A 16463-nucleotide genomic window follows, 5' to 3' on the forward strand; every position below is an offset into this window, starting at 1 on the left:
TAGCAAATCTAGAATAACTTGTCAACACTTTTTTGAAGTTTTTTTACTTCTCGTGTTCGCCGCCCCTTCCGAAACAGCTTATTTATAATATCATCTCTGACTTATCTTGTCAATAACTTTTTTAAAGTTTTGGAACCTTTTCAAGTTTGTGGCAAGTCTGTTAAGACAACTTTTATATCTTAACACCCAATTTAGTTCTTGTCAATAGGGTTTAGTAATGTTATTAACCTTTTTTAGACTGAACTTTTTTGAATCCTTGATACAATACCCATCCAACAACTACACCAAAAGCATTCTGGCAGAAATTAGGAATCACTTCTGCGATTGAAGCTCCTGTTCCATACATAAATACTGAAGCAAGTGCATAACCACCCACCATCACAACTGCTGCAATCAGAAGACCTAGGATACGATAGTTCCCTTTAAAGCCAGCAAAATAACCTTGTGCACCATGGATTAACAAACTGATAAACATCCATTGCGGAGCAGATGATAGCAAATCTATCAGAAAAGCAGACAATCCGCCCACAATTGCCCCCTCTTTCTTCCCAAGATAAAAGGCTGTGAAGTAGATTCCTGCATCTACCAAAGTTAAAAGCCCTGTTGGAGTTGGAATTTTAGCTACGAATCCAAAGGTCACTGATAAAGCTGTTAAGATCGCTAATAATGTTAGCTCTTTTGTTTTCTTATTTTGCATATTGAACTACTCCAAATTCATTTGATTGTTTAATTGATTCATAAACAAAGGCTTTAGCATTTGCCACAGCTTCAGTTTCTGAACATCCTTTAACTAATTCACTAGCTATACTTGAAGCAAATGTACATCCTGCACCGGTATTGTTTTTATCCAACACAACTTCCTCAAACAATTTGTAATCTGCTCCATCATAAAAGACATCTATCGCTTTATTACCATCCAAGCGGTTTCCACCTTTGACAACGACAGTCTTAGCTCCTAATTCATTGAGATAGCTAGCCGCATGCTTCATATCATCAAGAGTCTTGACCTTTCTATCTATAAGCAGTTCGACTTCAGGTAAGTTCGGAGTGATAACCGTGATATAAGGGAAAATTTTAACCAATTCATCACGTAGTTGAGAAACTTCAACGTCATGAGTCTCCTTACATACTAAAACGGGATCCAAGACAATTGGAATATCAGAATGATTTTTAACAAAATCCAACGTTAATTCTGCGATCTCAACGTTAGGCAACAAACCAATTTTAATTGCTGAGAAGGGGACATCTTTTAGTGAATCAAGTTGTTGTTTAAAAACATTAGTATCAACCGGAATGACCTCAAAACCATTCTCAGTCATAGCTGTTAGACAGGTAAGAGCCACAAATCCATGCTGTTTATTTGTGGTAAATGTCGCTAAATCTGCATGAAGTCCGCCACCACTAAAAATATCATTCCCTGAAATCGCTAAAATCAACTCATTACTCATATCGTATCTCCTTTAAATACAAACCATTACCAGCTGTCGTTGGTCCTGCAAGATTACGGTCACGACTTTCTAACACTGTCTTAACTTGCGAAACAGGCATGCGACCATTGCCAATCTTCAACAAGGTGCCAACCATATTTCTAACTTGCTTATAGAGAAAACCATTACCAGAAAAAGTAAAGATATAAAATCCAGTTTTCTCATCGATAGATACACTAGCCTGGGTAATTGTGCGTACTTTATTTTCTACAGAAGTTCCTGAAGCTGTGAAGCCTGTAAAATCATGTGTACCGACCAAACCCTTAGCAGCCTCCTGCATAGGTGCTAAACTTAGAGGGTAGGGATAGTGGGTCGCATAATTACGCATCATGGGGTTCTTAGGTCGCCCTGCATCTACTAGGAACTCATAAGTTTTACTGTGCTTGTTGTATCGCGCATGGAATTCCTCCGATACAAGTTCGATACTAACAACATCAATATCATCTGGACATTGCGTATCTAAACCAAAACGTAACTTCTCTGGATCCCGCTCCTGAGGCAAATCGAAGTGGATAACTTGTCCATAGGCATGAACACCTGCATCTGTACGACCCGCTCCATGAACGGTGACAGGTGTACCGCTATTTAACCGTAAGAGAGTCTTTTCAAGTTCTTCTTGAATGGAACGTGCATTTGGTTGTCTTTGAAAACCTGAGAAAAGTGTACCATCATAGGAAATTGTCGCTTTGTATCTAACCATAGAATTATCATATCAGATTTTTTTAAGGATAAAAAGTAGGTCAATCGCCAACTGACCCCATACAGTTTTTGGCGTAAAGAAAAAGACGCATTAAGCGTCCTTCCTTTATAAATCTTCTAAGGCATCCTTTACTTTATTGAAGAAACCTTTTTTCTGTGGTGCGATTTTTTCATCACCACTTGCTTTGGCGAATGCAAGGAGAGCTTCTTTTTGAGCATCATTTAGCTTCGTAGGAGTTACAATCTTAACTGTAACGTGTTGGTCTCCTTGTGAACCTCCACGAAGACGTGGAGCACCCTTTCCTTTTAGACGGAAAGTTTTGCCTGTTTGAGTTCCTGCTGGGATGGTCATCTCAACATTTCCGTGAACCGTTGGTACTTCGACAGTGTCACCAAGAGCTGCTTGGACAAAGGAAATATTAAGTGTATAGTAAATCGTTGATCCATCACGCGTAAATTTATCGCTTGGATTAACATTGATGATTACAAAGAGGTCTCCATAAGGACCACCATTGAAACCAGCTTCACCTTGACCAGCAAGACGGATTTGTTGACCTGTTTCAACACCTGCTGGAATCTTGACAGATACTTTGTGGCTTTGTTTTTCATGTCCTGTTCCATGACAAGTTTGACATGGCTCTTTAATTTCTTGACCTGTTCCATGACAGACATCACAGGTTACTTGACGACGCATCATACCAAGTGGCGTTTGCGTATCAACATTGATAACCCCTTGACCATGACAGCGACCACAAGTTACAGGGCTTGTTCCAGGTTTTGCACCAGATCCTGAACATGTCTTACATGTCGCTTCACGATTATAGTGCACTTCTTTTTCGGCACCAAAAATCGCCTCTTCGAAGCTTAGGTTGACACGGTACTGAAGATCATCACCTTGACGTGGAGCATTAGGGTTACGAGTAGCACCACCACCAAAGAAGCTAGAGAAGATATCCTCAAAACCTCCAAAGCCTGCACCACCATCGAAGCCTCCAAAGCCTCCTTGACCACCAAAACCATTCGCACCATCTGGTCCGTATTGGTCATAGGCTGCACGTTTTTGGTCATCACTTAGAGTTTCGTAGGCCTCTTGGACCTCTTTATATTTTTCTTCCGCACCTGGTTCTTTATTAATGTCTGGGTGGTATTTCTTAGACATCTTACGATAGGCACGTTTGATTTCATCTTGAGAGGCATCCTTAGATACCCCAAGACGATCGTAATATTCGGTATTGTTCATACAAGATACTAAGAGCGAACAGAAAGCAACTGAAATTTAGGAAACCGACAAAAAATCCTGATTTCTTAGGAGGTTTATCTAATTTCCTAGCTTTCCGCTCGTGTTCAATTTCTCGAACACTCTTTGTTCCTTTCTATAATTTTTATGTAAATCTTTAGAGGATGTTTTCTATACTTCGCTTCACTTGATCAAACTCTTCATCTGATAGAGTAAATAACAAATCCTCTTCAGCGTACTCGTTTTTTTCTTTAAAATAGTTGCCCGTATTTTCTGCCAACCCTAGACTTAGAATCACTTTCCTTGCAAACTCTTGATGTGCGAATCCTATAGCCGTAATGATCTGTTTATCTTGCACAAGGACTTTCGGTTGGAAATTCTCACGAGGAAGAAATTCAAAATAGTCAAAGAAGTTTTGCCAAATTCCACCTGTAAATTTCGTGTCCTTCAACAAGCCTGCTTTGGCTAATAAAAGGGGGGCTGAAGAAATGGCTGCAATTAAGACATCTTGCTCACCAAGCTCCCTCAAAAACGATATCAATTTTTCATCCTGTAGAGCAGGTCCAATGTTAACCATTCCTGGCAAAATCACACAAGAATACTCTTCTATACGGATTTGATCCAATGTTTTGGTCGGTTGACAGGGTAAGCCATCCTCAGAGACCACCATCGAATGATCTGAAGCGGCATAATCAATCGTGACACCAAAAGACAAAGCTAAAGTACTTGTTAAAGCGGTTATCTCATAAAGAGAAAAATTAGGATAAATGATACAAAGTACTTTTTTCATACGCAACATCCTCTATTTTACCGAAAAACAGAGGCTGGGTTGCAACCTCTGGATTTCTTACTATCATTTACCAATTAGTCAGAATTGAGCACGCCCTAACCTCTTGGTGAAAAAGATAAATCTTCCTAGAAACTAAAGTTTCTGCGTCGAATCTCCTATTTTCACTATGAGGTTTTAACGAGCTTTGCATCTTATTTTTCAGTAAACTCTCCGTCTACGACATCGTCGCCTGAGTTATCTGCTGTTTGTGCACCTTCTGCTCCTGCTTGAGCTTGTTGTGCTGCTGCAGCTTGTTCGTAAAGTTTAACCGCAAGAGCTTGAGCTTTTTCGTTAAGAGCTTCCAATTTAGCTTTCATGTCATCAAGATTGCCTGATTCTTGAGCTTTCTTAAGGTCATCAAGGGCTGATTGAGCAGCATCACGTTCTGTGTCGAAGCCTTTACCTTCTGTTTCTTTGATTGTCTTTTCAGTTGCAAAGATAGCTTGGTCAACTTCGTTACGAAGATCTACTTCTTCTTTACGTTTTGCATCTGCTTCAGCATTTGCTTCAGCATCTTTCATCATCTTTTCAATTTCTTCGTCTGTCAAACCAGAGTTAGATTGGATGACAATTGTTTGTTCTTTTTGAGTTCCAAGATCTTTAGCTTTAACAGATACGATACCGTTCTTATCAATATCGAAAGTAACTTCGATTTGTGGGATACCCCGAGGTGCAGCTGGGATATCAGTCAATTGGAAACGTCCAAGAGTCTTGTTATCTGCTGCCATTGGGCGTTCCCCTTGAAGAACGTGGATATCAACGGCTGGTTGGTTGTCTGCTGCAGTTGAGAAGACTTGTGACTTAGATGTTGGAATTGTAGTGTTGCGGTCGATGAGTTTTGTGAACACTCCACCCATTGTTTCGATACCAAGTGACAATGGAGTTACATCAAGAAGGACAACGTCTTTGACATCACCAGTAATAACACCACCTTGGATAGCAGCACCCATAGCAACTACTTCATCAGGGTTAACTGATTTATTTGGTTCTTTACCAGTTTCAGCTTTAACAGCTTCTACAACGGCAGGAATACGAGTTGAACCACCGACAAGGATGACTTCGTCAATATCTGACAAGCTCAAACCTGCATCTGAAAGGGCTTGACGAACTGGAGTTTTCGTACGTTCTACAAGATCACGAGTCAAATCATCGAATTTCGCACGAGTCAATGTCATTTCCAAGTGAAGAGGTCCAGCCTCACCAGCAGTGATGAATGGCAAGCTGATTTGTGTTGAAGTAACACCAGAAAGGTCTTTCTTAGCTTTTTCAGCTGCGTCTTTCAAACGTTGAAGAGCCATCTTGTCTGTTGACAAGTCGATTCCATTTTCTTTCTTGAATTCTTCAACCATGTGGTCGATGATTTTTTGGTCGAAGTCATCACCACCGAGTTTGTTATCCCCTGCAGTTGCCAATACGTCAAAGACACCGTCACCAAGTTCAAGGATAGATACGTCGAATGTACCTCCACCAAGGTCGAATACCAAGATTTTTTCTTCTTTATCAGTCTTATCCAAACCGTAAGCAAGGGCTGCTGCTGTTGGTTCGTTGACGATACGTTCTACTTCAAGACCAGCGATTTTACCAGCATCTTTTGTTGCTTGACGTTGCGCATCGTTGAAGTAAGCAGGAACTGTGATAACTGCTTTAGTTACTTTTTCACCAAGGTAATCTTCAGCATAACCTTTCAAATATTGAAGAATCATAGCTGAAATCTCTTGCGGTGTGTATTCTTTACCGTTTGCAGAAACTTTTTCAGAAGTACCCATCTTAGATTTGATAGAGATGATTGTATCTGGGTTTGTTACTGCTTGACGTTTTGCAGCGTCACCAACGATGATTTCACCATTTTTGAATGACACAACAGATGGAGTTGTGCGGTTACCTTCTGGGTTTGCGATAATTTTTGATTCAGTTCCTTCAAGAACTGCTACTGCTGAGTTTGTTGTACCTAAGTCAATACCAATGATTTTAGACATATGTTTTTCCCCTTTTTACTTAATTTCTATTTTGCTTTTTTATCTTTCATTCATAGTTTTCTGTCATTTCGGACAAGTTTTCAATTAATTATATACAACTACCATAGCTGGGCGTAAGACGCGTTCGTGGAGTTTATACCCTTTTTGGAAAACTTGTGCAATCGTATCTGCTGGATGTTCATCATCTGCAGGCATTGTTTGAATAGCCATGTGGAAGTTATGATCGAAATCACCATCTGCTGGAATTTCTTCAATCCCTTCCTCTTTAAGAGCATGCACTAAACTTTCTTGCACCATTTCCAAACCTTTTTTGACATCATCAGTCAAGCCCTCAACGGCAAGAGCGCGTTCAAGGTTATCAAGTGATGGCAAAATTGCTTTTGCCAAATCTTGGCTACGATACTTTTGCAATTGTTGACGTTCTTCATTAGAACGGCGCTGAATGTTTTGCATTTCTGCATGGGCACGAAGGTATTTGTTTTCAAATTCTTCGGCACGCGCTTGGGCTTCTTCAAGTTCAGAAGGTTCGCTTACTTCCTCTACAACTTCTTCAGTTGTCCCCGTAGCTTCCTCTTCTTTCACTTCTTCTTTTTTAATATCTTCAGTCAAGGCATACACCTCTTTCTATACTTTTTAAATGTTATATCTTAGCTAACTTCATAATGGTTACTATTGAGGTAACGGTAATAATCCGTCAACTTCATAACCAAAACTCTACTAATAACATTGACCAAACTAACCATGCGACGATAATCCATTTCAACTGGGCCAATCACATGCATGAGCGCCATCCCACGATAAGGAATCAGGAATTTATGACTCATAACTGTGACATTTGCAAGCGCTTCTTCAGTTGATTCTGCAACCGAAATCTTGGTCACTTCATCATCGGAGATAGCTGATCGAAGCTCAAGTGCCACATGTTGTGGATTGTCCAAAAATTGATAGGTTTTTAAGTCGGCATAGGTCAGTGATGCAACCTTACCTTCGATGAAAATCAATTCCTTAAAAAGTTGTGAAAAGATATAATCAAACAAATCTAGAACATTATCTGTTATCTTGAAATACTTTTGCACAATCTGAGGAATCTCAGTTCTCAATCGGTAATGGATATCTAAGACAGTGTTTCCCAAAAAACGTTCTTGAACAAGCTTATGAAGAATTTCCAAATCACTAGACAAGAAATTCTTTGGAATAGCAAACTGAACTGTCACAGGCTTAGATTCATCTAGAGTAAGAACCGCTAAAGCGTCGTGATTGGATAGATGAACAATGTCAAATCCAGTCAGACGTTGTCGTGTCGGTTCCACATCTTGAATCACTGCTGTGCATCCTGTCATTTCTGCCAGCAGCTTTGCCGCTGCATCCAAGATATCTTCAAGTTTAAAAGCTTCAAAGTCAAAAGCTTTAACCACTTGATAAACATCTTGTTCATCAATCGTATCAAGATTCAAAGAATTAGCGACAAAATACTGGAAACCTGCTCGGCTTGGCATACGTCCACTAGAAGTATGAGCCTTTTCAAGATATCCCATTTTCTCTAGCTTGGCCATGTCATTACGAATGGTCGCTGAACTTGAATCAATTGAATCTTGTAATGCTTTAGAACCAACTGGTTCATGTGTACGAGTGAACATCTCAACTATCAAATTCAAAATAGTGTTTTGCCTTTGCGTAATCACGATGTCACCTCATTTCTATTTATTAGCACTCTTACGCACCGACTGCTAACTTATAATTCTATTATACACCTAAACTTGAACATGTCAACCCAAAAAACCAAAAAAATTAGCACTCTTTTTGCAAGAGTGCTAAAAATACATCTTAAGACCTAGAAAATCAAAAAAAGAGCACCTCAGAGGTACTCTAATCTTATCAATCATATTTTGACAAATGATAGGTCTCGATAATAGAGATGAGGTGTTTGGCGTAATCTGGATCACTGCTAAAACCTGCAGCTTGTAGTTTTTCTGCCGCAACTTTATAACTCGTCGTTCCTGCCACCTCTTTATAGGTTGACTCGCCCCACGTTCCTTGACGAAGCTCTTCTAAATAAGTCATCATAGAACTTGACCAATCCTTAAAAACTGCAAAATCTACCTTTTGGTATTGCCATTTACCTTTACTGTAGATACTATCCTTTAAGCGAATACGTTCTTGACCAGGTTGAGCGACTAGACTGTATAAGTTATGGTATTTGACCGACAAAAGGCTACTACCATAATTCGACTCATATGCTGCTTGACTAAGGAGAATAGACGCAGGCACACCATAGTTTTTAGACATCTTTTGCGCTGTTGGAGCTAAGGTCTCAATAAATTCTTGTTGCGTGTAAGCAACCTTTACCGAGCGAGCGTTATCATCTGTTGACGCATGAAGAATTAAAGGTAAGAGAATACCTAAAGCGAAAACAGCAACTAAGGTTATGAAGGCTTTTAGTTTAAAACGTCGTCTCACTTAGCTTTCTCCTTTAATAATGCCAAATATTCTTCCAAGGTTAAGTTATGCTTGGTCATATACTCTGCTGATTCTTTACCAACATAACGGAAATGCCAGTCCTCATAACCTACACCCGTTGACGATGTTTTACCATCTGGGAAACGAAGAACAAAGCCATATTTAGGCGCCAACTCTTTGACTTTAGCTACAGTATCAGGATCCGCTTCATTTAAGCTATCTACAGTACTCATGTCAATCGCAAGACCCGTCTGGTGTTCACTCGCTCCTGGTGGTTGTGAATAAGTTTGAACTTTTTTCTCAGCTTGAGCTTCTGTCAAACTTGGATCAGCAGCCATTTCCTGCTGAACATAGCTGTTATAAAGTTCTGTCTGATAAGCAACACTACGGTAACCCGAAATCAAGTGATAACTTGGATCAATTTCTTGAGCAGCCGCTAAAAACTCCTTAACAGCCTTAGCGATTCTCGCATCTACAGAAACACCGTCGACATCAGTAATCTCAGGGTTAAGTTCCTTAGACTTATGATCTCGATTTACCAAAAGCAATTCCCAGTCTTTAGGTGATACATCGGGCAGACCCTTGGTATCCTTGCTTTGAGTCGCATTGGCAGCTTGTTTGCTGCTTTTTGTCACTGATGATTCATTGGTTTGTTGAACCGTATGACTAACACCAAATACTGAATAAAGTCCTGCTACAACCAAAAGCATTGCAATCAAGACACTACTGATAACCAAAAACCAGTTGGTTTGCTTTTTCGCCTGACGGCGACTTGGATAGTTATTTTTTACCATTTTCTTTTTCTATTATCTCTCGCCCAACCTGACGATAAGTCATATCGCCAAGTGCTTCTAATGTAAATTTACCATTTTCATAAGCAACAACAGTAACCGAACCGTTGTCCAATGAAGGATGCTCGACAGAAGGATCAATTAACCAAGCAAAGGTTGCAATGGTCATGCCGTGACTAACGACGATAGCATTACCGCCACCAGACCTTTCAAGATCTTCTGCAATAGCTGTGAATCCCTCTAAAATACGTTTTCTGAGTACTTCCCAAGGCTCTGCCCAACCAGCTGTATCCACATCAAGGATACCTTGTGCAAGCTCAGGATAAGTTACCTCATGCAAATCTTTACCTTGAAAAGCATCTGTTCTCGGTAGCACACCGTAGAAAAGTTCACCGTCATAGCCACCATCTAAACTACCAAAACACCACTCACGAATACGTTTGTCACGTTTATAAGGAATAGTTTCCAAACCAGTCTCACGTAAAATGATATCCATGGTTTGAATCGTTCGACCTGAATCACTAGAATATGCAGCCTTGAAAGGGATACCTGCTGCTTTCAGACCTACCCCCAATTCACGAATACCTTCTTCACCGAACGGGGTCAAAGGGCTATCAGACCAACCTTGTGCACGACCAATGGTGTTAAACATCGTTTTGCCGTGTCTCGCAATATACAACTTAACCTTACTCATAGCACCCCTTCTTTCCGTCATTTTTTGAATTCATTATAGCACAAATCCCCTCGACTATCTAGCCAACGAGACCATCAGAAAATGCCTTACCAATTGGCAAAGCATTTATCATCCGCTTAGTTTTTAAAGCTGTGAACAGGAGCTGGGATTTGACCACCACGCGCAATGAAGTCAGCCGATGAAGCCTTGTTTACCTTCATTACTGGTGCATAACCAAGAAGACCTCCAAGTTCCAACATGTCACCTTCCTTACCATAAGGAATGATACGAACAGCTGTTGTTTTCTGGTTAATGACACCGATAGCCGCTTCATCAGCAATCATGGCCGCGATTGTTGTATCTGGCGTATCAGCAGGAATAGCAATCATGTCTAAACCAACAGAACAGATAGCTGTCATAGCTTCCAATTTTTCAAGGTTGATATGACCAGATTTAACAGCCGCAATCATCCCCTCATCTTCAGAAACTGGAATAAAGGCACCTGACAAACCACCAACTTGATTACATGCCATGATACCACCTTTTTTAACTTGGTCATTAAGAAGAGCTAGAGCTACAGTAGTACCATGTGTACCAACAACTTCAAGACCCATCGCTTCAAGGACACGGGCTACTGAATCACCAACTGCTGGTGTTGGCGCAAGAGACAAATCTACAATACCGAACTCGACACCAAGACGTTCACTGGCCATTTGACCAACCAACTGACCAACACGTGTGATTTTGAAGGCAGTCTTCTTAACTGTTTCAGCTAAAACATCGAAACTTTCGCCTGGAACTTTCTCAACTGCACGTTGCACAACACCAGGACCTGAAACCCCAACATTGATTACAACATCAGCCTCACCAACACCGTGGAAGGCACCTGCCATAAATGGATTATCTTCAACCGCATTGGCAAAGACAACCAATTTACCTGGACCCATTGGATCTGCCTGAGAAGCCTCTTTGATGATACGTCCCATGTCACGTACTGCTGTCATGTTAATACCGGTCTTTGTTGAACCAATGTTGACAGACGAACAGACAAAATCAGTCTCAGCAAGCGCACGTGGAATAGAATTGATAAGAATCTCATCACCTTTTTGGTAACCCTTTTGAACGAGCGCAGAGAAACCACCAATAAAGTTAACGCCGATTTCCTTAGCTGCTCGGTCAAGCGCCTTCGCAAAAGGTACATAGTCTGTAGCATCTGTTGCCGCACCGATGATTGAAATCGGAGTAACAGATACACGTTTATTAACAATCGGAATACCAAGTTCAGCCGCAATCTCGTCGCCAACAGTTACCAAATCCTTAGCCTTAGATACAATCTTGTTATATACTTTTTCCGCTGCCTTATCGATATCTGAATCGATACAGTCTAGGAGTGAGATTCCCATGGTAATGGTACGAACATCAAAATTCTGTTCCTCAATCATGGCAATGGTTTCTGTAACCTGTTTAATATCCATTTTAAACTACTCCTATCTTACAAGTTGTGCATAGCATCAAAGATCGCTGAGCTTTGGATGTTAATTTTGACGTTCAATGATTCACCAAAAGCTTCTAATTCAGCACGTAGGTGTGTAAAATCTTTCTTATCTTCCGATGATACAACCGCCATCATGGTAAAGAATTCATCAAGGACTGTTTGAGTAATATCATCAATATTCAAACCAAGTTCTGCCACCTTAGTCGCAACACCCGCAACAATACCTGCCTTGTCCTTACCTACAACTGTAATAATTGCTTTCATGAGAAGCCTCCATCATTTTATTTTGTATAATTTTAGCATATTTTGATTAAAAATGCTATTTTTTATAAAAATTGCCTCTTTTTTCTTAAAAAAGACGAATGTTTCAACAACATTTAATCATTATCGTTTATAAAAACATCCTCTCTTTGACCTAACTACTTGTGGATAAACTTGTTCACAACCTAAATAATTTCTTTCTATTAAATCCTTGAAAAATCAATATTCAACATAGTTAACAGACTTATCCACACCTGTGGATAAGTCTGTGGGTAACTTGTCGATAAACAAAAAATACCGCCAAATTTAGGCGATATCTTAGCTTTATTTCCATTTTAAATTAACATGGGCATTCATTTCTTTATAGGCAGTATCGATACGTTCTTTGGTCTCTTCATCTAGTTTATTTCTATATTTACCACCTTTAATGAAATCCTCTAAAATATAAGTTTGGTAAGTATACAAAGGATACCCCTCTGGCGAAGTTGTTCCTTTAGGCGTACGGTTAACCCAAGTCGGATGTGCTTGAGCTGTCTTAATCGTGGTTTGACCATTCTTTTTCTCAAGAGTGACATCCATTAAGACACCCCTCTCTGTCCACTCTGCACTATCCACACCATCCATAGTCTCTATGCGCTGGTTAGAGATGAAATTCCCCATTGAGTAAATAATGAGTTTTTGCTGTCCATCCTTTTTAACCACCTCAGAAGGCTCAACCACATGAGGATGACCTCCAAAGATAATATCGGCACCCCAATCAATCATCTTATGATAGAGTTTGACCTGTTCATCTGTCGGTTCCAAACGATATTCAACACCCATCTGAGGCATGATAACCGTGATATCTGCTTCTTTTTCTGCACGCTGAATCTCAGCTTTCATACGTTTTTCATCCAAATTCGATAAGTGGTCTGCAACCTCTTTATCCGTCAAGTTCGACTCTAGGCCATTGTAACCATAAGCATAGGAAAGTATTGCAACCTTGATACCATTAATATTCTTGATGAGGAGTGGTGCCTTATCACGCACCGGCTTTTCATAAACACCAACAGGATCAATGCCCACCTCTTTAAAAGCATCAGCTGTTGTAAAAGCTCCCTCTAAACCAGAATCCAAGATATGATTATGAGCCAAATCCATAACATCATAGCCAGCATCCTTAATAGCTGCGGTCACTGACTGAGGAGCATTAAACAGAGGATAACCCGACAAGGGATAGTCAGGATTGATCGTTCCCTCAAAATCACCCAAAACCAAATCAGCCTGTTTTAACCACGGCTTCACATAAGTAAAATTCTCCGTAAAATCATAGCTACCGTCTGCCTGTAGGGCACTCATATAGAGACCGTCATGATAGAGCAAGTCCCCATTGGCCATGATACGTGCTGTCTGTACCTGGTTCGAGGCATTCTTTTGCTGTTCATTCTTACTATGAACAATTAAAATCTCAAGAAAAAGCAAACCTAAGACAAGAGCAATTAACCCCATCAAAATCTTATTAGTCATCGCATTGTCACGCTTTTTAGCCTGGCTCTGTTTCATAATACTCTCCTTTTTCATACTTCTAGTGTACCAAAAAAACTTATCCATTGATGATAAAAAAGATTAATAAACGGTTACATCTCAATTCCACGACGATTGAAAAGATCAGTTTTCTTAGACAAGATAAAAACTCTACTTCAGTATGAAGTAGAGTTTTGTTAATGATTAGCGTGTTGGTGTGTATTCCAAATCTTTACCGTGTTTAGCTACAAAATCAGACATTTCAGAGTCTGGAATTTGACGTAAGTAGAGATTGGCACGAATTGTTTCGTCTTCCTCACGACAAGTCGAAAGAACAAGGTATTTATCTGAAGCACTAACCTTCAAATCCTTGTTTTTAACACTTGCTTGATCATAGATAATATCCAACTGTTGTTTAAAGTCTTTATCGCTTTCAAATGATGTACGATAGAAAGCTGTGTCTTCAGGCACAATTACCATAGCAAGTGCTTCGTAATAGTACTTACGTTGAGGTGTCTCAATAACAACATATTTGTGTTTGTCAAAGAATGACTGATCACTATAGTAGTTAACGTCGTTGAACATACGACTATCAGCAACCTTACTTCCTCGAGCATGACCGAAGAGCCAAGTCAAACGATCGCTGAAATCTTTCTTATTGTCTGTATCCATGAAGACAGTTCCCAAATATGGAACGTTTCCTCCATCGAATGTTTTATCTAAATAGGTTGAATTGTCCGTTGTTTGAACAACCGGCTCATCCAATTTAGTCCCTGGTGCATAGACATAAGCGATAGTATCAGGGTTTGTTGCCTCAAGACCATCAAATTTATTTTTGAGGTAGGCTTTCTCCTCATCTGAAACTTTATAAGTGTTTGCTTTTTTAGTCGTTAAAACACTCTTAACACCATTAGAGGATGATGCTGTTGGAGACATAAACTGGAAGCCAAGGAAGACAGCCAAAGCAGCAATGACTAAGGCCGAAATCCCAGCAATCAGTTTTTTACGAGATCCAGTAGATTTACGGTTATGATTACTCATGAAATGTCAAATCCTTTTCTTTATCCATAGAAAAATATCACCGAAGCACTAGCCCCAGTGATATTCTTTTTAGCAATAGCAGTTAATTATTTAACAGCTGCTGTGTTTGGAAGAGCTTTAGCGTCAGCTTTTGCTGCTGCTGGAGCTTTTTGTTCTGCAGCTTTAACAGCTTTAGCTTCTTCTTTAGCGTCTTTGTTAGCGTTAGCTTTATCAGTAACTACAAATTCGTCTTTGATGATGTTTCCGTTAGCATCACGTTTTGGTTCGATGTGTTCACCAGCATCTTCAAATTTTTGTTTAGTTGAATCTGCGTCAACGTTGTTAAGACCATCTTTAGCAGCTTGAGTAAGACCATCAGTCTCGTTTGAGAAGAAGTCTTTACCAGTTACTTCTGTTTTGTTATCAAGGTTTCCTGTGTGAACGTTACCTTCGTTGTTAGCGAATGCAGGAGCTGCTGCGGCGAATACTGCAAGAACTGCAGCTGATGTAAGCAATACTTTTTTCATAATTGTTTCTCCTCTAATGGATTATTATATATTTAGTATCAGGACCTCCCTGACATCTATAGATTATAACACTATTTAGAGATATGTCAACAATTTTTAAAAACTTTTTTAAATTTTTAATATATCCTACAATTCCTACAAACAAAGGGTTTTTGAAGCGTGTTACCAAATAGTAATAATTAATCATTTTTAATTTTAATGTTATTTTAGGTAATTTATTATGTCCTCTACTAAGTTTAAATACAAATTTAAATCATATATAAAAGCATAATTTGTAAAATATACATTCGTTATCATAAAAAACAATGGCTAGAAGAGTCCTATAAAATGACCAAATCTAAGTTATTTGAGGTATAGAACAATATCAACTTTCAAATTATCGCACCTACTTATTTTCTGGTATTTTTGGATGATAAATACATAATATACAAGACCTCAAAATTGAATAGATTAGAGAAACATTAGCGTTTTTGAAAGCATTTTGGCCTAAAAAGTTCTATTATTGGGTTAAAATGCTTGAAAAATAAACTATTATCTTATTTTTGAAAGCGTTTTAACTAAGGTGAAGTCAAGAAAATTCCTTTGAAAACACTCCCTCTTACCAATACCTCACTTCAGAATAACGAGTTCCCAAAAAACTGATACACAAATCAATTGGATTGTTTTACTTCTCTTATTTCAGACGAAATAGTTCTTCCACTTGTTTATTAAAGACTTGTGCTATTTTTAAAGCCATTTCCAACGAAGGGTTGTAGCGATTATTTTCTAAATGAACAATCGTTTCTCTCCGTATTCCTACTTGATCTGCTAAATCTTGTTGAGTCATCCCATAAGCTTCCCTTACTTCTTTCAAGTTAGTCTTTATTTTACTTTCTTTCGCCATATTTCATCCCCTTTTTTCAGTGATAAAGTAAGTAATGGCAAATAATAAGAGTAAAAAAGCCACCAAAATATAAAGAAATCCAGCATTCAAAACAAAAACTTTACAGACGGCTATCAAGGTTGCAATTCCCAATAATATAAAGATTGCTATTGTAAACAAAATGGAAGAGGACTTTGCAATATTTCTATAAAATCGTTCATCGGGTTCTTCATTAATTCTCTTGAATAAGAAGTAAAACATTAATAACAACTGAACACTTAATCCAATTCCTAACATTATATTCTTAATCAAAGAACCAGGAGTTAGAAGCCAAACTCCAATAGTATAAATCGAGGACGAGAGAAATACAAGCACTGTATATAATTTTGCAGTAATCCCAAACATATTTTTCTCTTTCTTTTGATAGGTTGATTTTGAGAGGACCGATAGCATCGTACAAGCCAAATACGTAGGAAGCCAAGACATCGTCATAATAGCACCTTTTGCTAGAATCGGTAGGTGATTCCCAAGCAATAAAACTAAACATACAACAATAAGCATGCTAGCGATATAAAGGATTATCTTTAAGTTCTTCGACATTGTCATTTTCGTCACCTCTTTTCGTCGTGTTATAAATACATCACAC

18 protein-coding genes are annotated in these 16463 nt (G+C 39.0%); all 18 read right to left on the bottom strand.

Annotation, left to right across the window (positions count from 1 at the left end; all coding sequences use genetic code 11):
* Positions 1–223 precede the first annotated feature (223 nt).
* On the bottom strand, positions 224–697 hold the full coding sequence (locus HMPREF2637_RS04460) for an ECF transporter S component (protein WP_064524527.1): 474 nt from the start codon (positions 695–697) through the stop codon (positions 224–226).
* Positions 687–1448 (bottom strand): bifunctional hydroxymethylpyrimidine kinase/phosphomethylpyrimidine kinase, encoded by a 762-nt coding sequence (locus HMPREF2637_RS04465; RefSeq protein ID WP_064524524.1) that lies wholly within the window; start codon positions 1446–1448, stop codon positions 687–689. The genes HMPREF2637_RS04460 and HMPREF2637_RS04465 overlap by 11 nt, the downstream gene beginning before the upstream one ends.
* The gene (gene truA, locus HMPREF2637_RS04470; RefSeq protein ID WP_064524522.1) at positions 1441–2187 is read right to left on the bottom strand and encodes a tRNA pseudouridine(38-40) synthase TruA; all 747 of its coding nucleotides are present in this window, start codon (positions 2185–2187) and stop codon (positions 1441–1443) included. Before truA ends, HMPREF2637_RS04465 begins: the two co-directional genes overlap by 8 nt.
* 105 nt (positions 2188–2292) lie before the next feature.
* Positions 2293–3426 carry a molecular chaperone DnaJ gene (dnaJ, locus tag HMPREF2637_RS04475; protein WP_002886399.1) on the bottom strand — a complete coding sequence of 378 codons (1134 nt, stop codon included), beginning with the start codon at positions 3424–3426 and terminating at the stop codon, positions 2293–2295.
* A 154-nt stretch (positions 3427–3580) separates the two neighbouring features.
* Positions 3581–4213, bottom strand: coding sequence for a DJ-1/PfpI family protein (locus tag HMPREF2637_RS04480; RefSeq protein ID WP_060973126.1), 633 nt, complete (start codon positions 4211–4213; stop codon positions 3581–3583).
* Between the two features lie 191 nt (positions 4214–4404).
* Entirely contained in the window at positions 4405–6228 is a 1824-nt protein-coding gene (gene dnaK / locus HMPREF2637_RS04485; protein ID WP_002886397.1) for a molecular chaperone DnaK, read from the bottom strand.
* A gap of 84 nt (positions 6229–6312) precedes the next feature.
* The gene (gene grpE, locus HMPREF2637_RS04490) at positions 6313–6837 is read right to left on the bottom strand and encodes a nucleotide exchange factor GrpE (protein ID WP_064525640.1); all 525 of its coding nucleotides are present in this window, start codon (positions 6835–6837) and stop codon (positions 6313–6315) included.
* A gap of 38 nt (positions 6838–6875) precedes the next feature.
* Positions 6876–7910: a heat-inducible transcriptional repressor HrcA gene (gene hrcA, locus HMPREF2637_RS04495; RefSeq protein WP_064524517.1), complete on the bottom strand. Its 1035-nt coding sequence runs from the start codon at positions 7908–7910 to the stop codon at positions 6876–6878.
* 193 nt (positions 7911–8103) lie between these two features.
* On the bottom strand, positions 8104–8685 hold the full coding sequence (locus HMPREF2637_RS04500) for a glycoside hydrolase family 73 protein (RefSeq protein WP_064524514.1): 582 nt from the start codon (positions 8683–8685) through the stop codon (positions 8104–8106).
* Positions 8682–9479 (bottom strand): M15 family metallopeptidase, encoded by a 798-nt coding sequence (locus tag HMPREF2637_RS04505; protein ID WP_064524512.1) that lies wholly within the window; start codon positions 9477–9479, stop codon positions 8682–8684. Before HMPREF2637_RS04505 ends, HMPREF2637_RS04500 begins: the two co-directional genes overlap by 4 nt.
* Positions 9466–10170, bottom strand: a complete 705-nt coding sequence (locus HMPREF2637_RS04510) for a histidine phosphatase family protein (RefSeq protein ID WP_002886392.1) — start codon at positions 10168–10170, stop codon at positions 9466–9468. Before HMPREF2637_RS04510 ends, HMPREF2637_RS04505 begins: the two co-directional genes overlap by 14 nt.
* A gap of 116 nt (positions 10171–10286) precedes the next feature.
* Positions 10287–11624, bottom strand: coding sequence for a PFL family protein (locus HMPREF2637_RS04515; RefSeq protein ID WP_064524510.1), 1338 nt, complete (start codon positions 11622–11624; stop codon positions 10287–10289).
* Positions 11625–11641: 17 nt separating this feature from the next.
* Positions 11642–11908 (bottom strand): ACT domain-containing protein, encoded by a 267-nt coding sequence (locus tag HMPREF2637_RS04520; protein WP_021143456.1) that lies wholly within the window; start codon positions 11906–11908, stop codon positions 11642–11644.
* Between the two features lie 321 nt (positions 11909–12229).
* A complete protein-coding gene (locus tag HMPREF2637_RS04525; RefSeq protein ID WP_064524509.1) occupies positions 12230–13447 on the bottom strand; it encodes a CapA family protein in 1218 nt (405 codons plus the stop codon).
* A gap of 165 nt (positions 13448–13612) precedes the next feature.
* Positions 13613–14449: a class B sortase, LPKTxAVK-specific gene (gene srtB / locus HMPREF2637_RS04530; protein ID WP_049545168.1), complete on the bottom strand. Its 837-nt coding sequence runs from the start codon at positions 14447–14449 to the stop codon at positions 13613–13615.
* 86 nt (positions 14450–14535) lie between these two features.
* Positions 14536–14955, bottom strand: coding sequence for an LPKTxAVK-anchored surface protein (locus HMPREF2637_RS04535; protein WP_049545169.1), 420 nt, complete (start codon positions 14953–14955; stop codon positions 14536–14538).
* A 673-nt stretch (positions 14956–15628) separates the two neighbouring features.
* Complete coding sequence (locus HMPREF2637_RS04540) at positions 15629–15838, bottom strand: helix-turn-helix transcriptional regulator (RefSeq protein WP_002886384.1); 210 nt, start codon at positions 15836–15838, stop codon at positions 15629–15631.
* A 3-nt stretch (positions 15839–15841) separates the two neighbouring features.
* Positions 15842–16423 (bottom strand): hypothetical protein, encoded by a 582-nt coding sequence (locus HMPREF2637_RS04545; protein ID WP_064524507.1) that lies wholly within the window; start codon positions 16421–16423, stop codon positions 15842–15844.
* Positions 16424–16463 lie beyond the last annotated feature (40 nt).

The sequence above is a fragment of the Streptococcus sp. HMSC065H07 genome, from assembly GCF_001837325.1.
Taxonomy (GTDB): domain Bacteria; phylum Bacillota; class Bacilli; order Lactobacillales; family Streptococcaceae; genus Streptococcus; species Streptococcus salivarius_H.